General features: G+C 68.2%; 20 protein-coding genes and 1 pseudogene. 6 read left to right on the top strand and 15 right to left on the bottom strand.

Features of this window, described 5'->3' with window-relative positions:
* Positions 1-2: 2 nt before the first annotated feature.
* On the bottom strand, positions 3-920 hold the full coding sequence (gene cpaB, locus BM060_RS22320) for a Flp pilus assembly protein CpaB (RefSeq protein ID WP_074983085.1): 918 nt from the start codon (positions 918-920) through the stop codon (positions 3-5).
* 203 nt (positions 921-1,123) lie between these two features.
* Between cpaB and BM060_RS22315 the strand changes: the two genes are divergently transcribed.
* The 3 genes from BM060_RS22315 (at position 1,124) to BM060_RS22305 (ending at position 2,794) form a co-directional block, all read left to right on the top strand.
* Positions 1,124-1,312 carry a Flp family type IVb pilin gene (locus BM060_RS22315; RefSeq protein WP_074983083.1) on the top strand — a complete coding sequence of 63 codons (189 nt, stop codon included), beginning with the start codon at positions 1,124-1,126 and terminating at the stop codon, positions 1,310-1,312.
* A 169-nt stretch (positions 1,313-1,481) separates the two neighbouring features.
* Positions 1,482-1,940, top strand: coding sequence for a response regulator (locus tag BM060_RS22310; protein WP_009618285.1), 459 nt, complete (start codon positions 1,482-1,484; stop codon positions 1,938-1,940).
* A 41-nt stretch (positions 1,941-1,981) separates the two neighbouring features.
* Positions 1,982-2,794: a response regulator gene (locus tag BM060_RS22305; protein WP_159458839.1), complete on the top strand. Its 813-nt coding sequence runs from the start codon at positions 1,982-1,984 to the stop codon at positions 2,792-2,794.
* An 18-nt stretch (positions 2,795-2,812) separates the two neighbouring features.
* On the opposite strand, the gene BM060_RS22300 is transcribed toward BM060_RS22305, so the two are convergent.
* From BM060_RS22300 to BM060_RS22290, 3 genes are all read right to left on the bottom strand, one after another.
* The gene (locus BM060_RS22300) at positions 2,813-3,625 is read right to left on the bottom strand and encodes a response regulator transcription factor (RefSeq protein WP_074983080.1); all 813 of its coding nucleotides are present in this window, start codon (positions 3,623-3,625) and stop codon (positions 2,813-2,815) included.
* 74 nt (positions 3,626-3,699) lie between these two features.
* Entirely contained in the window at positions 3,700-6,375 is a 2,676-nt protein-coding gene (locus tag BM060_RS22295; RefSeq protein WP_074983077.1) for a hybrid sensor histidine kinase/response regulator, read from the bottom strand.
* A complete protein-coding gene (locus BM060_RS22290; protein WP_074983074.1) occupies positions 6,365-7,156 on the bottom strand; it encodes a response regulator transcription factor in 792 nt (263 codons plus the stop codon). The genes BM060_RS22295 and BM060_RS22290 overlap by 11 nt, the downstream gene beginning before the upstream one ends.
* Positions 7,157-7,442: 286 nt before the next feature.
* Between BM060_RS22290 and BM060_RS22285 the strand changes: the two genes are divergently transcribed.
* A complete protein-coding gene (locus BM060_RS22285; protein WP_074983072.1) occupies positions 7,443-8,717 on the top strand; it encodes an HD-GYP domain-containing protein in 1,275 nt (424 codons plus the stop codon).
* Between the two features lie 32 nt (positions 8,718-8,749).
* Here the strand turns inward: BM060_RS22285 and BM060_RS33760 are convergent, their stop codons facing one another.
* From BM060_RS33760 to BM060_RS22260, 6 genes and pseudogenes are all read right to left on the bottom strand, one after another.
* On the bottom strand, positions 8,750-9,613 hold the full coding sequence (locus BM060_RS33760; RefSeq protein ID WP_439895981.1) for a methyl-accepting chemotaxis protein: 864 nt from the start codon (positions 9,611-9,613) through the stop codon (positions 8,750-8,752).
* A pseudogene (locus BM060_RS33755) lies at positions 9,608-10,678 on the bottom strand (methyl-accepting chemotaxis protein); the annotation flags it as partial. The gene BM060_RS33760 and the pseudogene BM060_RS33755, both read right to left, overlap by 6 nt.
* Positions 10,679-10,795: 117 nt before the next feature.
* Positions 10,796-12,364, bottom strand: coding sequence for an FAD-binding oxidoreductase (locus tag BM060_RS22275; protein ID WP_074983068.1), 1,569 nt, complete (start codon positions 12,362-12,364; stop codon positions 10,796-10,798).
* Positions 12,365-12,377: 13 nt separating this feature from the next.
* Positions 12,378-13,064 carry a hypothetical protein gene (locus tag BM060_RS22270; protein WP_064582160.1) on the bottom strand — a complete coding sequence of 229 codons (687 nt, stop codon included), beginning with the start codon at positions 13,062-13,064 and terminating at the stop codon, positions 12,378-12,380.
* 10 nt (positions 13,065-13,074) lie between these two features.
* Positions 13,075-13,410 (bottom strand): c-type cytochrome, encoded by a 336-nt coding sequence (locus tag BM060_RS22265; protein WP_009618272.1) that lies wholly within the window; start codon positions 13,408-13,410, stop codon positions 13,075-13,077.
* Between the two features lie 44 nt (positions 13,411-13,454).
* Entirely contained in the window at positions 13,455-14,930 is a 1,476-nt protein-coding gene (locus tag BM060_RS22260) for an aldehyde dehydrogenase family protein (protein WP_074983066.1), read from the bottom strand.
* A 529-nt stretch (positions 14,931-15,459) separates the two neighbouring features.
* On the opposite strand from BM060_RS22260, the gene BM060_RS22255 reads away from it, so the two are divergent.
* Entirely contained in the window at positions 15,460-17,310 is a 1,851-nt protein-coding gene (locus tag BM060_RS22255) for a sigma-54-dependent Fis family transcriptional regulator (RefSeq protein ID WP_074983064.1), read from the top strand.
* A gap of 380 nt (positions 17,311-17,690) precedes the next feature.
* On the opposite strand, the gene BM060_RS22250 is transcribed toward BM060_RS22255, so the two are convergent.
* The gene (locus BM060_RS22250) at positions 17,691-18,596 is read right to left on the bottom strand and encodes a SphA family protein (RefSeq protein WP_009618267.1); all 906 of its coding nucleotides are present in this window, start codon (positions 18,594-18,596) and stop codon (positions 17,691-17,693) included.
* Positions 18,597-18,927: 331 nt separating this feature from the next.
* On the opposite strand from BM060_RS22250, the gene tatA reads away from it, so the two are divergent.
* Positions 18,928-19,152, top strand: coding sequence for a twin-arginine translocase TatA/TatE family subunit (tatA, locus tag BM060_RS33605; protein WP_074983062.1), 225 nt, complete (start codon positions 18,928-18,930; stop codon positions 19,150-19,152).
* A 556-nt stretch (positions 19,153-19,708) separates the two neighbouring features.
* Here tatA and BM060_RS22240 read toward each other — a convergent pair.
* From BM060_RS22240 to BM060_RS22225, 4 genes are all read right to left on the bottom strand, one after another.
* Positions 19,709-20,950 (bottom strand): aspartate aminotransferase family protein, encoded by a 1,242-nt coding sequence (locus BM060_RS22240; RefSeq protein WP_074983060.1) that lies wholly within the window; start codon positions 20,948-20,950, stop codon positions 19,709-19,711.
* Between the two features lie 62 nt (positions 20,951-21,012).
* Entirely contained in the window at positions 21,013-21,918 is a 906-nt protein-coding gene (locus BM060_RS22235; protein ID WP_074983057.1) for a LysR family transcriptional regulator, read from the bottom strand.
* Between the two features lie 56 nt (positions 21,919-21,974).
* Positions 21,975-22,511 (bottom strand): 2,4'-dihydroxyacetophenone dioxygenase family protein, encoded by a 537-nt coding sequence (locus BM060_RS22230; protein ID WP_009618259.1) that lies wholly within the window; start codon positions 22,509-22,511, stop codon positions 21,975-21,977.
* A 125-nt stretch (positions 22,512-22,636) separates the two neighbouring features.
* A complete protein-coding gene (locus tag BM060_RS22225; protein ID WP_074983055.1) occupies positions 22,637-24,052 on the bottom strand; it encodes an amino acid permease in 1,416 nt (471 codons plus the stop codon).
* Positions 24,053-24,371: the final 319 nt, after the last annotated feature.

Raw genomic sequence — 24,371 nt, 5'->3', positions numbered from 1 at the left:
ATTCAAGGCGCCTCGTGCGCGACCGTGCCGCCGCGGTAGACCGTCACGCCCGCAGCGGCCCGCGGCCGGGCCGGGCTGCGCGGAGCCGCCGCGGCCACCGGCTGGCGGCGGCCGAGCAGTTGCTCCAGCGTGATGGACTCGGTGTTCGCGGCGCTCAGGGCGGTGTGCTGGTAGCTGCCCTGCTGCTCTTTCTCGTAGAGCTTCTCGTCCTTGCTGCGCACCGCCAGGCGCAACGAGCCGGCCTGGCTGGCCAACATCAGCCGCGCGGTGGCGTTCGCCGGCACCGCCAGCACCGCGGTGCGCGCCACCTTGCGTTCCTTGCCCTGGCCGTCGTCGGCATTGCGCAGTTGGCCGTCGCCGGCCACGGCGATCTGCTCGCCATAAGTGAGGACGCGCACGCCCGGCAGCACCAGCTGGGCGCGGACGTCGCGCTGGATGCCCTGCTGGTCGGCGACGTAGAGCACCACGTCGACATAGTCGCCCGGCAGCACGAAGCCGCCGCCGCCGACCACGTCGTCCACGGCGATGGCCATGGCCCGCTCGTCTGCGCGGATGGTCCGGGCCAGCGGGCCGCCGGGTTCGAGCACGGCGCCGGAGAGGATGTTGCCGGCCGCCACCGGCACCCACACGCGCTGGCCGAGCAAGGCCTCGACCTGGGTGTAGCTGCCCGCCGGCGCGGTCTGCAGGTATTCCAGGCGCAGGTCGTCCTTGCCCAGCAGCGCCAGCGCCGGCAGGTCGCGGGTGACCACCACCACGGGGGTGCGCTGCAGCTTGTCCGGATCGGTGGGGAGCACGGTGGGAACGGGTTCGCTGGCGACCACCGGCGCCTCGGGCCTGCCGATGGACAACCCCAGGTAACCGACCACCACCGCCCCCAGTAACAGAAGCCCGGCAAACGCCATCAACAATTTACTTTTCATGATGATTATTTCGTTGCAGCCAGCGGAAAGCACATTCGGGAAGCAAGTATCGAAAGCAGACTCGTCGATCTCGCGAGAAGGCCGGCAAGCTACCTTGATGCCCCGATAAATAAAACGACCAAAAGCTACTAGGCCCTTCCTACTAGTTGTAAAAAGTTACTCCCCATAAAAGAATCGGAAGATATACCCGCAACGGAGGCACCATGAACTTCAAGTTGAAAATCCAGAAACTCATCTCTTCCGCAAAGGCATTCGCCAAGGACAAGGAAGGGGCCACCGCGATCGAGTACGCGGTCATCGCCGGCCTGATCTCCGTGGCCATCATCGCCACCCTGAAGATCCTCGGTCCCAAGCTGGTCTCGGTCTTCCAGCAGATCTCCGACGCGCTCTGATTTCTCGCCGCGGCAATCGCACCGCCCCACTTCATATCCGCAATTGAAGTGGGGCAAATTCATGAATATCCGCGCGCGCACTGGGCAGCTTTAATCAATAAAACCTGCCCAGCGGAAATCAAAAAGGAAACAGGCGAACACCACTCTCCGCAGAACTTCGGTAAAAGCGATGCTGACCCGTTCGGAACTTCCCCTGATATTGCTCGTTGACGATGACCCGGACGCACTGGCCTCGACGGCGGAGTTGTTCGAAAGTCTCTTCAATATAAAAACCGCAGGCTCCGGCCACGAGGCCCTCGGCACGCTGGAGGAAACGCCCCTGCCGGACATCGTCATCGCCGACCTGGGCATGCCGGGCATGAACGGACATCAGTTGTGCGAAGCGATCAAGTCCGACGCCCGCACCCGCGACATCACCATCATCTTCCTCACCGGCGAGGACACCACCGAAGCCGAGCTGGAAGGGTTCGAGCTGGGCGCGGCCGATTTCATCCCCAAGCCGGTGGAGCCCCGCACCTTCGTCAGCCGGATCAGGTCGCACATGCGCAGGAAGCTGGAGCGCGACAGGCTCCAGGACCTGAGCGAATACCTCGAACTGCGCTCGCGAAACCTCACGCAATCCAGCTGAACCGCCGGGGCCCGGCGCCTGCGCAACAAGGTCTGAACACAGTGGCTACAACAAGAAAAGCGAACCTGCGCGGGCACCAGGCACTCATCCTCGACGACGAGCCCGACATCGTCGAAGAGGTCGTCGACCTGCTGAACTGCGCCGGCTACCCCTGCCTGGGCGCGCACACGGCGGAACAGGCCCTGGCGCTGTTCCAGGCCAACCCCGGCATCGACATGCTGATCCTCGACTTCGACCTGCAGGACAGCCAGGGCCCGCGGGTGCTGGAGCGCATGCAGGCGCTGGCCGGCAGCGAGCGGCTGTTCGAGGCCATCACCATCAGCGGGCGGGCCGGCAAGGACGAACTGATCGACGTGCTGCGCAGCGGCTTCTGCGACTTCCTCGCCAAGCCGCTGAACCCCGAGCACCTGCTGGCCGCGCTGGAGAAGCTGGCCGAAAAGCTGGAGGAACGGGCCCGCGACCGGCAGCGGGTCATCCGCGCGGAGTCCCGCCTGGACGTGCTGACCGAGAGCCTGAAGTCCCTGGCCAGCGATGCGAAGAAGGCCATCAACTACGCGAGCACTGCGTCCAGGCCCGCCAGGGGCGAGCCCTCGAAGGACGACGAGGCCCTGTTGAACACGCCGGAAGACCAGTTGGCCAACCCCTTCTTCGCCAAGCTCTCCCTGCGCCAGCTCGACGTGGTCAGGCTGATCGGCAAGGGCCTGAGCAACTACCAGATCGCCTGCAAGCTGGGCATCAGCGAGCATACGGTGAAGCTCTACGTCTCCCAGTCGCTGCGCCTCACCGGGCTGAGCAACCGCACGCAGCTGGCGCTCAAGTCATCGCCCAGGCGCAAGGCGAACCACGACCTGTAGGCGCCCGCTTATTGCGGGTTACCTCAGCGCCCCCCTGGCATCCAAGCCTCCAGGCGCGCCGGAGGAGGCGGCCAGCAGCATGGCCAGCTGGGTGCGGTTGCTGACCCGCAGCAGCTTGAATATCTGGGTGATGTAGAGCTTCACCGTGTTCTCGGAAATGCCCAGCTCATGGGCCACCCGGTAGTTCGAATAGCCCTTGCAGATCAACTGCGCGACTTCCTGCTGGCGCTGCGTCAGGTTGAAGAACAGCGGGCTGCTGATGTCGACCTTGTCCGGAGCGGCGCGCTCGTCATCGTCCAGGTCGAAGACGTTCGGGCCGCCGTGGACGTCCATCTTGATCGCGCTGACGTCCTGAAACAGCGAGTTCAGCGACTCCGCGATATGCTCCAGCCGGCCGTTGAGGTGAAGGATCCTGCGTTGCCGGCGGATGCTCTGCAGCAGCTTGCTCTCCACCCGCTCCACCGACTCGATCAGCTCCTGCGGCGCCACCGGCTTCATCAGGAAGTCCGAGGCCCCGGCGCGCATCGCCTCGACCACCTTGTCGCTTTCGCCGTACCCGGTGAGGACGATGACTTCGAAGATGTAGTCGTCGCCCACCGCGCCGTGGATTTCCTTGATGGCGTCCAGGCCCCATTCGCTGCCCAGGTTCAGGTCGCACACCAGGATGCGCAACTTGGCGTTCTTCTTGAACAGCGCGACCGCCTCGGCGATGGAACTGCAACCGACCGAGGAGAAACCGACGCTCTCCAGCACTTCGGAAAGCTCCGATGCGACCAGCGGCTCATCGTCGATGACGAGCACCTCGAACGCCCGGTGTTGTTTGTTTTTCATTTGACTCCCCACACTCGCCCCCTAAGCCCGCAAGCCGCCAGGGCCTTTCCTTTCCAAAAATAAAACGCGGGACTTCACGGGTTGCTTCCCAGTAACCCCATCATTTCTTCCATGGAGTCCAAGTCCCCTGTTTCTGCCAGTTCTCGCAAGTACACCGCCAACTCCCCAGAGGCATCGGCGAGTGTTCGACTCCATTCGATGAGGTCGGTGATGGCGCCCGATTCCACGAGCGCCTGAAGTTGTTGCCGCTGCCCTCGGCTCAAGGATTCCAACTGCTCGGCCAGCGCTTGCTGACGGCGGTCAGGCTTTTCGGTCACGCCGGCCAGGCCGCCGCGCAGGCGCAGCAACTGGGCCAGGGTCACGCCCAGGTCGGCCAGGCTGATGGGCTTAACCAGGCTGGCGTCGAACGGCAGGCCGCCCGCCTGGCCGAGGGACTGCATGGTCTGCTGGGTGGCGGACATCAGCACCACCGGCAGCCCGGGCCAGCGCTCGCGCAGCGCCAGCAGGAGTTCGACGCCGTTGCAGCGCGGCATCAGGTAGTCGGTCAGGACCAGGTCCGGCCGCTGCCCGCCCGGGCCCATCAGGCGCTCCAGGCAGTCCTGCCCGTCGACGGCGGCCTCGACGCGGAAGCGGCTGGCCTCGAGCAGGTCCACCAGCATGTCGCGGATGTCGGCGTTGTCCTCGACGACCCAGACCCGTTGCCCCTCGCCGCGCACCGGCAGGCTCTTCATCGGCAGGTCGAACAGCTGCGGCTGGGCCATGTCCTGCTCGGTGCCGACGGCCAGGGTCAGCTCGAAGGAAACCCGGGTGCCTTCGCCGGGCGCGCTCTGCACCGTCACCCGCCCGCCCATGAGCTGGACCCAGTGCTCGACGATGGCCAGGCCGAGCCCGGCGCCTTCCACGCCGGTGGCGTCGCAGCGGAAGAACGGGGTGAAGAGCTTGGGCAGGTCCTGCTCGGGGATGCCGCAGCCGGTGTCGCTGACGCAGAAGCGCAGCTGCGCCAGGCCCGCCTTGGGCGGCTGCCCGGCGGCCTGCACCTGCAGGGCGATGCGCCCGTCGCGGGTGAACTTGGCGGCATTGTCCAGCAGGTTGGTCAGCACCTGGCGCAGGCGCTTGGCATCCAGTTGCAGCACCGTGGGAATGTCGCCGCACAGCGTCAGGCGGAAGGCGTTGCGGTTGCGCTGGGCGAGGATGTGCGCATCCATCGCCACCGCGTCGAGCAGGCCGTGGATGTACACCGGCTGGATGTCCAGGCGGTCGCTGGAAACGCCGCGGGCGTGGTCGATCAGGTCGTTGATCAGGGTCAGCATGTGGCCGGCGCTGCGCAGGATGACACCGGCCTTGCGGGTGCTGCGCCCGCCCTCCTCCTGCAGCAGCTGGGCGTAGCCGATGATGGAGGTCAGCGGCGAGCGCAGGTCGTGGCTGACGCGCCCGAGGAAGTCGATCTTCGCCTGGTTGGCGTCCTTGGCCTTCACCAGCGCGGCCTGCAGCTCTGCGGTGCGCCGGGATACCGCCTCTTCCAGCTGCGCCTTCTGCCGGCGTTCGCTCTGCAGGCTCTCGGTTTCCAGGCGTTGCTTGCGCATCTGCTGCTGCAGGGTGAACAGGCCGATGATGCCGATGATGATGCTCAGCCTGAGCATCACCACGTCCACGCTGAACTGCCCGCTGTAGCCCAGGTTGAGCAGGTAGCGAAGGATGAACCAGGAACTTTCCGCCCAGCTCAGCAGGAACAGCCCCGCCAGCACCTGCCGGCAGAAGTCGCCGCGCAGCCGCAGCGAGAACAGCGACAGCGGCCAGCAGGCCAGGAGGCAGAAGCTCAGCGATAGGTTCAGCGTGCGCGCCAGGTTGTTCGGCAGCAGCGGCAGGGCGACGGCCAGCGCCAGGCAGGCGAACACGCCGGCCAGGTACAGGCGCCGCCATGCGCCCTGCCCGGCCAGGCCGAGCAGGCGCCGGGCGGCGACCAGGAAGCCGACCAGGGAAACCAGCCAGAAGGCGATGCGCATGCCCGGGCCGTGGATGAACTGCCCGCTGAACAGGTGGAAGGCCAGGTAGCCCTCCTTTTCCGCCTCCAGGGCGTAGGCCGCGCCCAGCCACACGGCGAGCATGGCGAAGCTCCAGTCCAGGCGCAGCAACAGCAGCACGGTCAGGGTGAGCACGCAGCCGAACAGCATCGCATGGGTCAGTTGCTCGACGTTGTCCTGGGCCAGCACGGCGCCCATGTCCCACAGGTTCAGGGCCAGGCCCGGGCGGCTCTCGCTGCGCACCCGCAGCAGCAGCTCGCGGCTCTCCCCCGGGGCCAGCGCCACCGGCAGCAGGTTGCGCCGGCTGTGCAGCGAACGCTCGGCCAGGGGCACCGACAGGCCGATGCGCCAGTGCCCGTCGACGCGCCCGCCGGCAGCGTCCAGGCGGTACAGATCGACCTCGCCGACGCGCCAGGGCGCCACTTCCAGCCAGCGCTCCCAGGCGAGGGCGTCGGGGTTTTCCAGCCGCAGGCGCAGCCAGAGCGTCGACTCCCGCCGCGGCGCCGCCAGGCTGCTGGCATCGGCCGGCCGCCAGTCGGCCTGGCGCCAGGCTTGCTCGGGCGTCAGCGCCTGGCCGGGGGCCTCCTCGAACACCTGGGCGCTGCGGGTCAGGTCGATGTAGGGCGCCTGCAGGTCGCCGCGGTTGAGGAACAGCGACACGCCCATGACCAGCAGCAGCGCCAGGCTCCCCAGCAGGGCCGTGAAGGCGGCGCGCGGGTCAGGGCGCATCGCCGGGCTCCAGGTCCAGGCGCGACTGGCGGAACTGGCTGGGCGACAGGCCATAGCGCTCGCGGAAGGCGGTGGAGAAGTTGGCCCCGCTGGTGAAGCCCACCTCCAATGCGATGGCCTGGATCGGCAGGCCGGTGCCGCTGAGCAGCACGCAGGCCTCCTTCATGCGTTCCTCGCGCAGGTACTCGAAGACCGTCACGCCCACGCACTGGCGGAAGGCCTCGTTCAGGCGTTTGCTGTTGGTGCCCACGGCCTCGGCCAGCTCCTGCAGTTCCGGGGTGTGCGACAGGGTGCGCAGCAGTACCTGGCGGGCCGACTGGAAGAGGATGCTGTCGAGGTTGCCGGCGTGGCTGGGCGGCATGGGCGAGGCCTGCCGGTCGGTGCCCCAGCGGCGCAGGTGGATGGCCAGGCGCAGGCGGATTTCCTCGAGGTTGAAGGGCTTGGTGATGTAGTCGACGGCGCCCACCAGCAGCCCCTGGACGCGCTCCTCGGGGGTGTTCGCCCCGCTCAGGAACACCACCGGGATGTCCCGCGTATGGGTGTTCGCCTGCATCATCCGGCAGCAGGTCAGGCCGTCCCACACGGGCATCAGCACGTCCATCAGCACCAGGTCCGGGTTGATCATCTGGACTTTCTTGAAGGCGTCCTGGCCGTTGCTCGCCAGGTAGATGCGGCAGCCCTGCTGCTGCAGGTATTCGGCGAGCAGGCGACGCTCGCTCTCCAGATCATCGACGACCAGGATGCGCTGCCCCTCCAGCGCATCGGGAATAAAGCTCGGCATTCCGATGAGTTCCTACACGTCAGTCCCCGCCCGACCGTTACTTTGCCATTACAGAGGGAATTTTCCGTATACGACGAAAATATTTTGCCTGCTGGCAAAGGGCCACAGCACTCCAGCAGAAGCGCTACTTCCTGGCGCCGAGATAATGGCACCGAACGAAGGAGAGGCCCCTTGGCCCGTAGGTACCCCATGCCAGCAGAGTGCGTGACTGTCTCGCCCGCCCGCCCCGGCCGGCGTTCCCCGGAGGGCTGCCGCAGCCCGGCGCCGCCGCCACGGAGCCTGCCCCATGCTTAAGCGGATTCGCACCGACCAGGTTCGCCTGGGCATGTTCATCCAGTCGCTGGAGGGCAGCTGGCTGTCCCACCCCTTCTGGAAGACCCGCTTCATGCTGGAGAACCCCGGCGACCTGCGCGCCCTGCAGAACAGCGGCGTGCAATGGCTGTGGATCGACGACGCCCGCGGCCTGGGCGTCACCGACGCCGTCGCGCCGGCGGCGCAGGGCCCCGGCGCGGCGCCCGCCACAGGCATCGCCGAGCCGGTCGTGGCGCTTGTCGGCGAGGCGCCGCCGGCCATCTATCCGAACGAGTTCTTCGAAGCCGCGCGCATCCTCGAACGCTCCAAGCTGACGCTGATGGAACTGTTCCGCGAGGCGCGCATGGGCCGGGCGATCGACCTGGACCTGTGCCTGCCGCTGGTGGAGGACATCTGCGCCTCGCTGGCCCGCGACGCCTCGGCGCTGATCAGCCTGGCGCGGCTGAAGAACAAGGACGAATACACCTACATGCACTCGGTGACGGTGTGCGCGCTGATGGTCGCCCTGGCCCGCCAGCTCGGCCTGGACGTCGAGGCCCAGCGCGAGGCCGGCCTGGCCGGGATGCTCCACGACATCGGCAAGATGGCCATGCCGCCGGCGATCCTCAACAAGCCCGGCAAGCTCGACGAGGCCGAGCTCGCCATCATGCGCACCCACCCCGAACGCGGCCACGAGATGCTGCGCCAGCACACCCGGCTGTCGCCCCAGGTGCTGGACGTCTGCCTGCACCACCACGAACGCTACGACGGCACCGGCTACCCGCACCGCCTGGCCGGCAACCAGATCAGCCTGCTGGCGCGCATGGCGGCGATCTGCGACGTCTACGACGCCATCACCTCGGACCGCCCGTACAAGTGCGCCTGGGAAGCCGCCGGCTCCCTGGCGCGCATGGCCAGCTGGGAGGGGCATTTCGACCCGCAGTTGTTCCAGGCCTTCGTCAAGACCATCGGCATCTACCCCATCGGCAGCCTGGTGCGCCTGGAGTCCGGGCACCTCGGGGTGGTGGTCCAGCAGAACCCGGAGAACCTGACGCGCCCGCAGGTGCAGGTGTTCTTCTGTTCCCACCGGCGCCAGGCCATCGCCAAGGAACTGCGCGACCTGGCCGACGTGCGCATCTACGACCGCATCGTCCAGCGCGAGGACCCGCTGCGCTGGGGCTTCAGGAACCTGGAGCGGCTCTGGCTGCCCGAGGGCCTGGTGCCGCCCGGGATGGTGCCGAGCCGGGGCCACGACGACGGGCACGACTGAGGGCGTGCCCAGGCCCCGGCGGCGTTCGGGGCTCAGACGTGGAAGCGGCCGACCAGCGCCTGCAGCTCGCCGCCCAGCCGCGCCAGCTCCACGCTGGAAGCGGCGACCTGCTCGCTGGCCGCGGCAGTCTGCTCGGACACGTCGCGCACGCTGACCACGCTGCGGCTGATCTCCTCGGCCACGGCGCTCTGTTCCTCCGCCGCCGTGGCGATCTGCTGGTTCATCGCCTGGATGCTGGACACCGTGCGGGTGATGCTGCCCAGCGACTCGCCGGCCTGGCGGCTGAGGGCCACGCTGCTGGCGGTCAGCTCGCGGCTGCCGAGCATGGCATTGGAGACCTGGCGGGTGCCGTTCTGCAGGCCGGCGACCAGGGCTTCGATCTCCTCGGTGGACTGCCGGGTGCGCAGGGCCAGGCCGCGCACCTCGTCGGCCACCACGGCGAAGCCGCGGCCGGCTTCCCCGGCGCGGGCCGCCTCGATGGCGGCGTTGAGCGCCAGCAGGTTGGTCTGTTCGGCCACCGACTTGATCACGTCCATCACCTTGCCGATCTTCTCGCTCTCCTGCTCCAGGCGCTGCATGGCGTCGGCCGAGCGTTCCACTTCCCGGGCCAGGCGCTCGATGCGCTCCACCGCCTGGTTCACCACGCGGTCGCCGTCGTGGGCCTCGCGGTCGGCGGCGGAGGCGGCCTGGGAGGCCTGCTCGGCGTTGCGCGCCACTTCCTGCACGGTGGCGGACATCTCGTGCATGGCGGTGGCCACCTGGTCGGTCTCGACCTTCTGGCTATTGGCGCCGGCGCTGGTCTGTTCGGTGACCGCCGAGAGCTGCTCGGCGGCGCTGGCGATCTGTGTCACGCCATCGCGGATGCCGCCGATCAGGTCGCGCAGGTTCCAGCTCATGCGCTGCATGCTCTGCTGCAGGCTGCCCAGCTCGTCGCGGCGGCGAACCTGGATGTTCTGCGACAGGTCGCCCGAGGCGATGCGCTCGACCACCTGCATGGTGTCGTGCAGCGGCCGGGTGATGCGGCGGGTGATGAACCAGGCGGCCAGGGCGCTGGCCAGTATCGCCAGCAAGGCCACGCTGGCCTGGGCCATGCGGCTGAAGGCCGCCACCTCGTCGCGCAGTTCGATCTGCTGGCGGGTCAGCGTCTGGGTGATCTCGCGGGTCTGCTCGGCGACCTTGACCAGCACCTGGCGGGCCTGTTCCACCGTGGCGGTGGCGGCCCGGTAGGCCTCGATGCACTTGGCGTAGCTCTGCTGGTCCGCCGCCACCGCCAGCAGTTCGGCGGGGGGCTGTGCGCCGAAGACCTTGGCCTGGCGCGGGAAGTTTTCCATGGCCAGGCGCATCTGTTCGTTCAGCAGCCGCTCGGATTCCGGCCCGGGGTGGGCCACGTAGCCCGCCGCGCGGTAGCGGACCAGCAGCAGGTCCTGCATCAGCTGCGTGCCGGCCTGGTAGTAGGCGAAGCGGCGTTCGTCGTGTTCGTCCAGGCCCGCCGCCAGCGCTTGCAGGGCGCTGAGCGCCTTGAAGGCCCGCTCGGCGCGCTCGGCCATCTCGTCGCGAACGGCGCTGGCCGCATGGTTGGCGGCCTGCAGCTTGCCAAGGGCCTGGCGGTAGTCGCCGACCAGTTCGCCCTGTTGCTGCTCCAGGGCGAGCAGGTCCGCGCGGGCGAACAGCTTGCGCGCGCGCATCGCCGCCTGCTGGCGCTCGAAGTCGTCCAGCGCCGCGCCCAGGCGCTGCTCGCTGGCCGCCTTGGCGCCGTCCAGCAAATAGTCCTGCAGCGACAGGCGCAGTTCCGCCAGCGATTCGTTGAGCGCGCCGTAGACCTCCTGGGCCCGGCTGCGCTCCAGCAGGCTCTCGCGGCTGATCCAGTCGCCCACCGCGAGCAGCGCGGTGAGGCACAGGACCAGGCCGAAGCCCAGCCCCAGCTTGTAGGTGACGCCGAGGTTGTCAAACCAGTTGCGCATGGCGCGAGTCGCTCCCGTTCCGGGGCCCCCGGCACCCGGCGTGCGCGGAACGGGCCAGTGGATTCAGCTGTGCGAAACGGCCCCGCCGGCGATTGCCGGCGGGGCCTGTTGCGGTTGCTAGAAGTTGTTGGCGAGGTCGATGCCGGACTTGCCCGGCGAGAGGATGTTGTTCGGGTCCAGGGCGCGCTTGATGGCGTGCTCCACCCGGCGCTTGACCGGGCCGTAGATCTGCGCCACGCGGTCCTGGAAGGCGGTGTTCACGCGGTACACCGCGTAGCCCTCCTTGGCGAACTCGTCCAGCAGCTCGGCGAAGCAGTCGTGGGCGCGCTGGGTCTCCTCGGGGTCGGTGCGGTCGTAGAGCACGTCGATCACGTGGTGCATGTCGCGCCAGCCGACGATGAACTCGCCGGTGTAGTCCAGACCGTGCTTGTTGAGGATGCGCTTGGCCAGCACCTTCTGCTTGTCGCACTCGCTGCCGCGGGCCTGGCTGACCGGGGCGAACCACATCGAGCCACCGCCGCCGCGCCAGTTGTACAGGCCGAATTCCTGCAGGTTGGGCACGCCGCTCATCAGCTCGGCGCGGTACTTGAACGGCTGGGTGTCGCCGGCCTGCTCCTGGGTGACGATGCGGCCTTTGCCGGACTTCTTCACGGTCTCGGTGACGATCTTCCAGTTCACCTCCACCTGCTCGGGGGTGCCATACAGCGCCGCGTAGACGTTCCACTGGCCCAGGCCCTTGTCCTTGACGACCTGCTGGATCACCGAGTCGGGCGTCGCGCCCTTCTCCTTGATGTAGTCCGAGCGGCGCACGCTGATGCCGGCGGCCTCCCACAGCGCGTTGGCGATCACCACCGCGTTGGGGATGATCTGGGCGATGCGCAGCGGACGGATCATCTCGACGATGTCGGCGATATCCGCCTCGTCGTCGTAGACGATGCTGAAGGGCTTGAACACCGGCGGCTTGGGCATCAGCCAGAAGCCCATCTTGGTGCAGATGCCGTAGTTGGCCTGGGTGAACATGCCGTCCAGGGTCGGGCCGTAGCCCCACTTGAACACCTGCCAGGCCTTGTCGCCCGGTACCCCGCCCATGCCGGTGCGGTAGACGTCGCCGTTGGCCAGCACCACTTCCATGCCGCACTGCATGAGGAAGTGCTCGCCGTAGGGGGTGTAGCCCACGCCGCGGTCCATGGTGTTGCCCACCGGGCCGGCGATGGCCGAGGGCGCGGAGAACGACAGCATCAGCGGCAGATTATTTTCCTGCAGGTAGTCGTAGAGCTGGCCGTAGGTGACGCCGGGCTCGACCAGGGCGGTGCACAGCTCCGGGTCGATGTGGATGATCCTGTTCATCTTCTTCAGGTCGAGGATGACCTGGCCGCGTTGCGCCGGGGCCGCCGAGCCGTAGCCGAAGTTGCGGCCGGTGGAGATGGTCCACAGCGGGATCTTGAACTCGTTGCAGATCTTCACCACGCCCTGCACCTGCTCGACGCTGGTGGCGGTGACGGCGGCGGAAGGCGCGTGCTCGGCGTTGTCCACCGGCATCATGATCTTGCCGTAGGGGATCAGCTGGTCGTCCTTGACCAGGACGTTGTCCTCGCCCAGCAGCTTGCGGAACTTGGCCAGCGCCTGCTGGAAGTGGTTCGCGTCGACTCCGCGCGGGAGCACGGCCTTGTTGGTTGCGTCAGTCATGGGAGGTGCTCCTTCAAGCCTGGATCGAGAACGAAACGAAATGCCCGGCCAGCGGGCTCGGGCGGCCGGCCACCAGCGGCGCGGGCGCCGGCGGCTGCGCGCCGAGCGAGGCCAGGCCGTAGCCGAGGGTGGCGGCCCATTGCTCGGCGTTGCCGGCGCTGCGGCCGGCGGCGCCCAGGCGCAGGGGCTGGCGGCTGCCCAGCGGGCACTGCTCGCGCAGGTCGAAGCCGGCGCCGCAGGCGTCCAGCTGCAGGCCCAGTTGCAGGGCGTGGCCGTGGGCGGCGTCCGCGGTGATCAGCCGGTGCCGCGAGGCGCGCGCATCGGCGCTGTGCTCACCGAGCCACTGCACGCGGGCGCCGGCGCTGCGCGCCAGGTCGACCACCAGCGCGGCGCTGGCGTCGTCCAGCAGGCCGACGATGCGCTGCGGCCGTCCGGCCTCCAGGCGCTGTTGCAGTTCACGGACGAAAGCCAGGCTGGCATCGCTGCGCAGCAGCTCGGCCCGGGCCGCGGCCGGGTTGGCGGCGAGGCCCTGGAGGAAGGCCGAGCCGGCCACGGCCGGGCTGATGAGCACCAGCGTCGGCTGTGCCACGGCGCTGCCGGCGACGCCACGCGCCAGGGCCAGGCCGGAGCCGCCCATGGCGATGCCCGCCAGCCCGCCCAGGGCCATGCCCTTGAGCAGGGAACGACGTTCGAGATTCATGGCGCGCTCCTCAGGGCTTGGCCGCCGGCGCGGGCGCCTGCGAGATGTAGTCGGCGACCTGTTGCAGCGCCTTGTCGTCGATGAAGGAGGCGGGCCAGGCCGGCATCGCCCGCAGGCCGTTGCGCGCCACCGCGACTATGTAGGGCGACGGCAGCTGGCGCCCCTTCAGCTCCGGCCCGATGCCGGTCTCGTGGCAGCGGCCGCAGACTTTCTCGTAGACGTTGGCGCCGCCTTTCCACACGCCGTCACCGTCGGCGAAGGCGCTACCGGCCAGCACGAGCAAGGGCACGCAAAGGCAAGCAGCGAAGGTCCGTTTCACAGCCGGGCTGTCGAAGGATAAGGACATTTCGTACTCCATCTTGTTATTGGATTGGTGGGGCCGCCGGCCGCTCAGAAGGGATAGGGCCGCGGCGAGTGCTGCAGGGTGATCCAGTGGTCGGTGGTGAATTCCTCGATCGCCCAGTCGCCGTTGAAGCGGCCCAGGCCGGAGTTCTTCTCGCCGCCGAAGGGCGCGTTGGGTTCGTCGTTGACCGGCATGTCGTTGACGTGGGTCATGCCCGCGTGGATGCGCTGGGCGAACTGCACGCCGCGCTCCAGGCTCGACGTGAACACCGCGCTGGACAGGCCGTATTCGCTGCCGTTGGCCAGCTCCAGCGCATGCTCGGCGTCGCGCGCGGCCTGGATGCCCACCAGCGGGCCGAAGATTTCCTCGCGGGCGATCTCCATGCCGGCGTGCACGTCGCCAAACACGTGGGGCGGCATGACGTTGCCCTGGGGCTCGCCGCCGACCAGCAGGCGCGCGCCCTCGTCGAGGGCCTTGGCGACCTTCTCGCGCAGGCCCTGCAGCTGGCGGTCGTTGATCACCGGGCCGACCACGGTTTCCGGCTTGCGCGGATCGCCATAGGGCAGCGCCTGGACGCGCTCGACGAAGCGCCGGGTGAAGGCCTCCAGCGCCGGCTGCTCGACGATGATGCGGTTGATCGCCATGCAGATCTGCCCCTGGTGGAGGAACTTGCCCACCACCGCGGCGTTCACCGCCTGCTCGATGTCGGCGTCGGCCAGGACCACGAAGGGGCTGTTGCCGCCCAGCTCCAGGGCCACGTGCTTGAGGTGCGCGCCGCCGCTGGCGATGCGGCCGATGTTGCGCCCGACCTGGGTCGAGCCGGTGAAGGAGATGAAGGCCGGCACCGGGTGCTCGACGAAGGCGTCGCCGATCTCGCTGCCGGCGCCGACCACCACGCTGAGCACGCCGGCCGGCAGCCCGGCCTCCTCGAACACGCGCGCCAGCAGCAGGCCGCCGGACACCGGGGTGTCGCTGGCCGGCTTGACCACCACGGCGTTGCCCAGGGCCAGGGCCGGGGCCAGCGAACGCTGGGTGAGGTGCAGCGGGAAGTTCCACGGGCTGATCACCCCGACCACCCCGAGCGGCACGCGGTACACGCGGCTTTCCTTGCCCGGCACGTTGGAGGCGACGATGCGCCCGTGCACGCGGTTCGGCAGGCTGGCCGCCTCCAGGGTGATGGCGCGCGCCGCGCCCCATTCGATCTGCGCCTTGAGCAGGGTGCTGCCGGATTCGCGGACCAGCCAGTCGATGATCTCCTCGCGGCGCGCATCGAGGATGCGCACCGCTTCGAGCATCACCCGGGCGCGTTCGGCGGGCGCGCTGGCGGCCCACGCCACCTGGGCCTCGGCGGCCTTGGCATAGGCGGCGTCAAGGTCGGCGCGGTCAGCCAGGGCCAGGCGCAGCAGGCTCTGCCCGCTGTAGGGGTCGAGGACCTCCATGTGCCGGCCGCTGCCGCCGGCGCGCCAGGCGCCGGCGATCGGCTGCAGGTCGAGGTTCTGGTAGGGCTGGGGTCTGGTGCTCATCGTTGCTGGTGCCTCTTGTCTGGACGAGGGACGGCCGCCGCCGGCCTGGGCGAAGGCCACGGAAACAGGGAAACGGGCTGGGCGAAGGTCAGTCGCCGGGGCGGGCCGGGCGGCGCCGGGCAAGGGCGGGATGGGCTAGTGCACGGGCATGGCGGAAAGCGCGGAGGATGTTCATGTCGAAATCACCGGTTTCTTGTTATGGATTTTTCAGTTGCAAGTGTTTCGGCATTAACAACTATCGTGCCAGCTGCGCTATCCGTAAAAATATCCTTTAAAAACAAATAGTTGTGATTTTATCGGAAGACTTCTACGGCGCCTTTCGCGCTGGCGGCACGGCGGCCGCGGAATTTTGTGCAGAGAAAATCGCGGCGCTGGAGAAAGCTCGACGGACGCGGCCAAAAACGGGATTTCGTGCGGTTATCGTACGTTTTGCGCTCGCCGCCCCTCCCCCTCGGACTGGAATCCGATTGACCGCCGTGGCCGGGCCGGCATACTCCCCAGACCAGCCTGCGTCTTCTTGAACTGCCTTATGACTATTACAAATCCGGGCAAACACGGGCGCGCGGTGGACGAAGAGTTCTTCCGGCACATGCTCAGCCGGCAGAAACGCCTGATCGTCGACCGCGCCTGCCAATTCGATCCACGGGGCCTGCCTTCTGCCGAGCAACTGGCCGAGACCGTGGCCTTCTCTCCCCAGGACGGCAGCATCTGGCTGTGCGGCCAGCGCATGATGCTGCTGCAGGGCTCCGCCTTCGGCGCCATCCGCCGCGAACTGATCGAGGCCCAGGGGCTGGACAAGGCCCGCGGCCTGCTCACCCGCATCGGCTGGCAGGCCGGCGCGCGCGACGCGGCGCAGGTCAGCGAGCAGTGGCCCGAGGGCGACCACGCCAGCCTGTACAGCGCCGGGCCGCGCCTGCACATGCTCGAAGGGATGGTCAACGTCGAGCCGATCAACTTCGAGATCGACACCAGCATCGGCCACTTCTACTCCGAGTTCTTCTGGCACAACTCGCTGGAGGCCGACGAACACATCGCCACCTACGGCCTGGGCAGCGAGCCCTCGTGCTGGATGGGCATCGGCTACGCCAGCGGCTATGCCTCGTCGCTGCTCGGGCGCCTGGTGGTGTTCCGCGAGGTGGAGTGCCGCGCCATGGGCCACCACGCCTGCCGCATCATCGGCAAGCCGGCGGAGGAATGGGACGACATCGACGCCGACCTGGCCCACCTGGACGCCAGCGACTTCCTCGGCCGCAGCACCTACGGCAGCAGCCAGGCGACCACGGTCGCCACGCTGCCCAGCCCCGACGATGACCAGCCGATGGTCGGCATTTCCGCCGCCTTCATGGCCGCCAGCCAACTGCTGCAGCGCGTGGCGCCGACCCAGGCGACGGTGCTGCTGACCGGGGAATCCGGCGTGGGCAAGGAACTCTTCGCCCGCACCCTGCACCAGGCCAGCAAGCGCAGCCAGGGGCCGCTGGTGGCGCTGAACTGCGCGACCCTGCCGGAGAACCTGGTGGAGGCCGAGCTGTTCGGCGTCGAGCGCGGGGCCTTCACCGGCGCGGAACGCTCGCGGCCCGGGCGCTTCGAAAGGGCCAACGGCGGCACCCTGTTCCTCGACGAGATCGCCACCCTCAGCCTGGCCGCGCAGAGCAAGATCCTGCGCGTGCTGCAGGAGGGCGAGCTGGAGCGGGTCGGCGGCACCACGGCGATCCGCGTGGACGTGCGGGTGGTCGCGGCCACCAACCTCGACCTGCGCCGCGAGGTGGAGGCCGGGCGCTTCCGCGAGGACCTGTTCTACCGCCTGAACGTCTTCCCCATCCACCTGCCGCCGCTGCGCGAGCGCCGGGAAGACATCCCGCTGCTGATGAGCTACTTCCTGCGCAAGTTCAGCCTGCGCCACGGCCGGCAACTGGCGGGCTTCAGCACACGCCTGGTCAACGCGCTGCTGACCTACCGCTTCCCGGGCAACATCCGCGAGCTGCAGAACCTCATCGAACGCGGCGTCATCGCCGCCGCCGATGGCGAGGTGATGGATGTCATCCACCTGGCCGAAGGCGGCGCCGCACCGATCGCCGCGCCCATAGGGCTGACGGCGGAAGGCCGGCTGACGCGCCCCCTGGCCGAAGCCGGCGGCGAACAGCCCGAGCAGGCGCCAGCGACGCCCGAAGCAGCGCCCGGCAAGGCCGTGGAAGAACCCGAACTGGCCAGCCTGCTCGCCTTCGTCTCCGGCCGCAACCCGACCCTCGGCATCTCCCTGGAAGACGTGGAAAGACGCCTGGTGCAGGTGGCGATGGAACGCACCGGCGGCAACATCACCGCCGCCGCGCAGATGCTCGGCATGAGCCGCGCCCAGGTCAGCTACCGGTTGAAGGGGCGCTGAAGCCGCAGCTGTCTTGCGAACTGCGCCGAGGCGCTTTTCGTAGGATGGGTTGAGCTTGCGATACCCATCGGGCCATGGTGATGGGTATCGCTTCGCTCAACCCATCCTACGGGCGTTGTGTTTGCCGGAGAGTGTAGGAGCGGGCCCTGCCCGCGATTCGCGCGCAGGGCGCGCTCCTACAGGGGAATGGCGTAGGCGGGGCAGCGTAGGAGCGGATCTCATCCGCGAATCGCGCCGGTGGTTCCGGCTATCGCGGAGAAGCTCCGCTCCTACGGTTCAGGCAGGCACGGCTTCTCGTAGGAGCGAGCTTGCTCGCGAATGAGCCCCGCTGCGGAATCTGTTCGCGAGCAAGCTCGCTCCTACGAAGAACCCCCGCCCCTTCAAAGCGGCGTAGTGAACTTGAACCAGAAGGTCTGCCCATCCGGCCGGTTGCGCACGCCCGTATCGTCCTGCCACTTGGCGCTGAAGAACCAGCCGTCCTTGCTCGCATACTGCACCGCCGGGCCGATGGAGAAGGTCCGCCCGCGGGAGTCCTCGACGGTATGGCCATCGAGCTTGTCGTCGCTGATCTGCTGGTAGGCGTGGCCGCCGACGCCGAGCACCCAGCCGTTGCCCATGCCCCAGCCGAGGGTGTAGTCGGCGTGCAGTTCACGGCCGGACTGGTAGTCGGTGGCGCGGTTCTCGAAGTTGTAGTCGTGCATCAGGCGGATGTCGGCGTTGGGCCCCGCCGGGTCCACGTAGGTCATCGCCAGCACCGCCTGCACTGTGTAGTAGTGGGTGCCCAGGTTGATGATGTCGTCCTTGTCGTAGCTGCCGGTGGGCAGCACGAAGTCGACGCCGGTGGCCACGTGGAACTTCTCGCTCGGGTGGAAGCCGATCACCGGGCCCAGGTGGGCGTCGCCGATGCCGCGCTTGTGGTCGTGGGGGCCATTCTTGATGTTCAGGCGCATGTCGGTGAGCGGCAGCAGGGCATGGAAGCCGAGGTCGCCGCCCAGCACCTTCTGCTCCGTCACCCAGACGAAACGCGGCACCAGGGTGGAGACCCGCAGGTCGATGTCGGCGGCCTTGTGGCCGCCGTTGTCGCGCAACGTATCGGCCAGGTAGTTGCCCGCGAACAGCTGGGCGTAGGTGCCAGGCGGTGGAAGGATGCCCATCCCGTAGATCTCGATGCCCATGGGCCAGGAGGAGGTGCCGCCCTCCGTGGCGAGGGCCGAGGTGGCGGCGCCGGCCAGGAGCATGGCGCAGGCGAGGCGGGATACGCGAAGGCGAACGGATTGATCGAACATGGGAGTGCCGGCCTTTTGTTGTTATCGGATTGGCGCGCGGCCACTTGCGTGCCGCGCCGGCGACCCCCAATCAATTACCATGCCACGAATTAAATACTTAAAAATCAATTAGTTATAAATATTCAGCGGACAAGCCAAGCGAATACTCTTAAGAAAATTCCACTCCTCGCGGAAAAGTCTCCAGCCCTGCCCTCCCGCCGTAGATCGGCCACCCGCACGATCCACGAAAAGTCCAGGTTATCTGTTGGATAGTGCCTTCTGCAGCAGAACCCACCCACCAAAAATGCAGGCGCCAATAACAACAACCGAACCGCGATCTGGAGACATGGCGATGGGCATATTCGACTGGAAACACTGGCTGGTCCTGCTGCTGGTGGCGCTGCTGGTATTCGGCAGCAAGCGGGTGAAGCACCTGGGCAGCGACCTCGGCGAAGCCATCAAGGGCTTCCGCCGCTCGGTCAACGCCGAAGACGAGCCGGCGGCGCAGAAGCTGGCCGGCGAAGAAGCCGCCGCCGAGCCCCGGCGACTGCAGGAAAGCGCCCGCCAGCAAGCCTGAAAGCCCACAACCTGTAGGAGCGGGCCCTGCCCGCGAAATCGCGCGCAGGGCGCGCTCCTACAGGGGAATGGCGCAGGTGGGGCAGCGTAGGAGCGGATCTCATCCGCGAAGCGCGCCGATACATCCGGCTATCGCGGAGAAGCTCCGCTCCTACAGGAAAAACACCACGCATTCCCGCACGGGCCCTGCCCGCGATTTCGCGCGCAGGGCGCGCTCCTACAAGGGAATGGCGCAGGTGGGGCAGCGTAGGAGCGGATCTCATCCGCGAAGCGCGCCGATACATCCGGCTATCGCGGAGAAGCTCCGCTCCTACGGGAAAAACACCACGCATTCCCGCACGGGCCCTGCCCGCGATTTCGCGCGCAGGGCGCGCTCCTACATGGGAATGGCGCAGGTGGGGCAGCGTAGGAGCGGATCCTATCCGCGAATCGCGCCGATACATCCGGCTATCGCGGAGAAGCTCCGCTCCTACGTTGCAGGCGAGCACGGCTTTTCGTAGGAGCGAGCTTGCTCGCGAACCGCATGGCACCGCGCTTGTTCGCGAGCAAGCTCGCTCCTACAAGAGCACCTCGACCAAACGCCCCACCGCCTGCTCGAACGCAGCCTTCATCTCCTCGACCACCGCATCGGTGTGGGCGAAGGACAGGTACAACCGGCCATAGGGCGACGGCATCAGCAGCAGGCCCGCGCGGCGCAGTTCCAGGTGCAGCGCCTTGCTGAAGCCGGGGTTGGCGATGCGCGCGGCTTCGTCGAAATCCCGCGGCGCCCGCTCGGCCGGCCAGAGGCCGAAGACGTTGCCGTAGCCGCTGGTGGACAGGGGCAGGCCGTGTTCGCGGAAAAGCCGCTCGATCCAGCTGCGAAGCGCCTCGCCACGCGCCATCAGCGCGGCATAGTCGGCGTCTTCGAGCTGCGCCAGGGTCGCCTGCACGGCCGCGCAGGCCATGGGGTTGCCGCTGAAGGTGCCGCCGCGCAGTACCCGGCCTTCCTCGAAGCCGGCCAGGATGTGCGCCTTGCCCAGCACCGCCGAGACCGGCACGCCGTTGCCGATGGCCTTGCCGACGCTGGCCAGGTCCGGGTCCAGCCCCTCGTACAGGCTGCTCAGGCCGGCGTGACGGCGGAAGCCCATCAGCACCTCGTCGCTGATCACCAGCGCGCCATGGGCGTGGGCCACGCGCTGCACGTGCGCCAGATAGCCGGGCGCGGCCATGATGCAGCCGGCGTTGGCCAGCATGGGTTCGAGCAGCACGGCGGCGATGTCGCTGTGCTCGGCGAACAGCCGCTCGACGTCGTCGAAGTCGTTGTAGCGCAGCAGCGTCATGCGCTCGCTCGCCGGGCGCTCGCCAGGGGCGAAGGTGGCTTCGGCGGAGCCGACGTTGCCCAGTGTCACCTCGTCGAACCAGCCGTCGAAGCCGGCGGCCATCTTGGCGATGCGCGGCCGGCCGGTGTAGGCGCGCGCCGCGCGGCAGGCCAGGTGCACCGCCTCGCTGCCGGAGTTGGTGAAGATCACCTTGTCGAGCGCGCCGCCGTGGCGCGCCAGGCAGTCGGCGGCGGCATGCTCGCGCACGTGGGCCCAGGACGGCGCGGCGGCGTCCTGCAAGGCGGCGCCCACCGCCTCGATCACCGCCGGCTCGGAATGGCCGAGCAGCACCGCGCCGAAGCCCAGCGCGGTATCGATGTAGCGCCGCCCCTGGGCATCCCAGAGGTAGGCTCCCCTGCCCCGCTGGATGAACAGCTTCTCGCCGTCCAGGTCGGGAAGAATGCGCGCGGCGCTGGATACGTCACCCACCAGATGGGCCATGGTCTACTCCTGCATCGCGCCCGCCGTGCGGGCGCCTCGTGAATGGGTCGTAACGGCCTGCCCTAGGACAGGCTCCAGGGAGCCTCCCGCAGGCGCTGTTCGAGGAAGTCGCGAAAGACCTTTATCCTCGGGCTCAGGTGCTTGCGGTTGGCATAGATCAGGTACACCGGCTCGCGCAGGTCGCTGGGGTATTCCTCCAGCACCTGCACCAGGCGGCCGGCGCGGATGTCGGCACCGATGTGGAAGTCGGCCAGGCGCACGATGCCGGCGCCGGCCAGGGCCATGTCGCGCAGCAGGTCGCCCTGGGCAAAGGTCGCCGCGGGCGTCACCGGCACGCTCAGGCGCTCCGGGCCTGCGCGGAAGCTCCAGCGGTTCCACGGGCTGTCGAAGCTGAACTGGAAGCAGCGGTGGCGCAGCAACTCCTGCGGGTGGCGCGGCGTGCCGCAGCGCGCCAGGTAGGCCGGGGCGGCGCAGGTGATCCACTGCGTCTCGCCCAGGCGCCGGGTCACCCGGCTGGAGTCCGGCAGCACGCCGCTGTGGATGGCCAGGTCCAGGCCCTGCTCGAACTGGTCGACGTACTGCGCGCCGACCTGGATCTCCACCTGCAGCGCCGGGTAGCGGTCGAGGAACTCCGGCAGCCAAGGCGCTATCTGGTGCTTGGCGAAGGTGGTCATGGTGTGGATGCGCAGGGTGCCGCTGACCCGCGTCGGCAGCGCCTCGGCCAGCGAGTCCGCCTCGGCCATCGCCTCCACCACGGCGCGGGCGCTGCGCAGGTAGGCGGCGCCCTCCTCGGTCAGCGTCAGGCTCCGCGTGCCGCGCTGGAACAGGCGCACCTGCAGGCGATCCTCCAGGCGGCTGATCAGCTTGCTGATCGCCGAAGGCGTCATCTCGTGGGCGCGCGCCGCGGCGGAGAAATTGCCGTGTTCGACCGCCCAGATGAAGGCCAGCAGTTGCGAATAGTTGTCCATGTCCGGTCCTCGATGCGCCGTGGCGGCGAGCATAGCGCCCGCCGTGCCGGCCCGCTTCAGCGGATGAAGCGCTCGACGTAGTCCTCGCCCAGGCCGATGGACGCATAGTGCCGGCGCGCTGCCTCCAGCTTGGTGAAGACGTCCTCGTAGCCCACCGCCACGCCTTGCGGGTCGACGTAGGTGTAGCCGCCCTGGACGTGGAACCAGGTGATCATTTCCTCGACGTCCTCGGGCACGAACAGGGTGTGGGTCTCGCCCGGCGGCTCGAAGGCGAAGGAGCCCTGCTCGGCGATCCAGTCGTGCTCCAGGTACCACCAGCGGCCCTTGAGCACCAGCGCGTGCACGCCACCAGTGTGGCGATGGCGCGACAGCACGCCGCTCTGGCGCACGCGCAGCAGGTTGATGTAGTAGCCGCCGCTCACGCTCAGCAGCAGCGGCTTGAAGGAGACGCTGGCGGTCACCGGGACCCACAGCCGGTCGTCTTCCAGCCACTGGTCCAGCACGCCGGGCAGGACCATGTCCGGCGCCATGAACGGCACCTGCGGCAGTTGGTAGGGAATCGCCAGTTCGTCCGGCTTCATCGCGATGCTCATCGATCACTCTCTATCAGGCGGTTGGGGAAGGCCACGGCGGGCTCGGCGAGCCCCGCCACGGGCAGGTTAGGTGGGCGCCGGCGGCGGAAAAACCGGGCCGCCGGCACAGGCGTTGTGAAGCGGCGTCACAACGCCGCCAGTTCGCCGAAGCCGCCCTGCGCGCGCTGCGCGGAGAGCTGCGGCTGGCGCTTCTGCAGGTACAGGCCGATGCCCGCCAGCACGGCGCTCAGGCCCAGGGTGGTGAGCAGCTCGCCGCGGTGGCCGGGGAACACCGACATGATCGCCAGGATGCCGACGATCAGTGCGATGGTCGCCAGGGTCAGCCAGGGGAAGGCCCACATCTCCACCGCCAGGGGCTCGCCGCTGGCGCGCAGCTTGCGGCGCATGCACAGTTGGGTGATGGCGATCACCAGGTACATCAGCAGGGCGATGGCGCCACTGGAGGCGAGCAGGAAGTCGAACACCTCCTTGGGCAGCAGGTAGTTCGCGCCCAGCGCCAGCAGGGCCACGCCGGCGGTGCTCAGCACCGCGCCCAGCGGCACGCCGCGGCGGTTGGTGCGGCCCCAGGCACGCGGCGCATCGCCGCGGCAGGCCAGCGAGTAGGCCATGCGCGAGGCGGTGTAGATCGCCGAATTCAGGCAACTGCTCACCGCCACCAGCACCACCACGCTCATGATCTGCGGCGCGTAGGGAATGTTCATCGCCGCCAGCACCGACTGGTAGGAACCCTGCGCCAGCCCCGGCGCGTTCCACGGCACCAGGCACACCACCACCAGCATCGAGCCGAGGTAGAACAGCCCCAGGCGCCAGACCACGGCGCGGATCGCCTTGCGGATATTGGCGCGCGGCTCCTTGGTCTCGGCGGCGGCGATGGTCACGATCTCGCTGCCCTGGAAGCTGAACATCGCGGTGAGCATGGCCGCCACCACCGACACCGGCCCCTTGGGCATGAAGCCGCCGTCGGCATACAGATGCTGCACGCCGGAAGTGGAAGAACCCGGCAGCAAGCCGAAGATCGCCAGCACGCCGAGGACGATGAAGCCGACGATGGAAACCACCTTGAACAACGCCAGCCAGTACTCCAGCTCGCCGAAGTTGCCGACGCTCAGGCAGTTGCACAGCGTCAGCGCCAGGGTGATGCCCAGCGCCGCCACCCAGGGCGCCACGCCCAGCCAGGGCGCGAGGATGTTGCCGGCGACTATGGCCTCGATGCTGATCACCAGCACGTAGAACCACCAGTACAGCCAGCCGATGGAAAACCCGGCCCAGCGCCCCATGGCCTGGTCGGCATAGGACGAGAAGGAGCCGGTGTCCGGCCGCGCGGTGGCCATCTCGCCCAGCATCTGCATCACCAGCACGACGATGACCGCAGCCAGCAGATAGGCCAGCAACACCGCCGGCCCGGCGGTGGCGATGGCATTGGAGGAACCGACGAAAAGCCCGGCGCCGATCACGCCGCCGATGGAAATCATGGTCACCTGGCGGCTCTTCAGGCCGTGGCCCAGGCGGTTCTTGGGTGGGTTCTCAGGCGTCGCGTTCATCGACAGCACCTCGGCACGCAGGATTGTTCTTGTGATTGTCCAGGGCCTCATGGGCCCTGGTCTGCGCAGGGTAGGGAGCCGGGGGCGGGGTGATAATCCCCGTTGGTGGCATAGGGGCTGTGAACTGGGTTCACAGCAAGAGATGAGATGGGGTTTGCCAGTCCCTTCATCATGAACATGCGGACACCTGAATTAAATTATTACAAACGACACCGCCCCAGACTCCATGCGGGTTATGTCCCGTATGCGCAAGAAGTTGCGCGCTTTGCCCCTGCTAACGTCTGGCGGTTGAAGAGGAAGACGGCTGCTTGGCCAACTT

The organism is Pseudomonas citronellolis (assembly GCF_900112375.1).
In the GTDB taxonomy this organism is placed as follows: Bacteria; Pseudomonadota; Gammaproteobacteria; order Pseudomonadales; family Pseudomonadaceae; genus Pseudomonas; species Pseudomonas citronellolis.
Note: the sequence above shows the minus strand (reverse complement) of the source record. Positions and strands in the feature narration are given on the sequence as shown.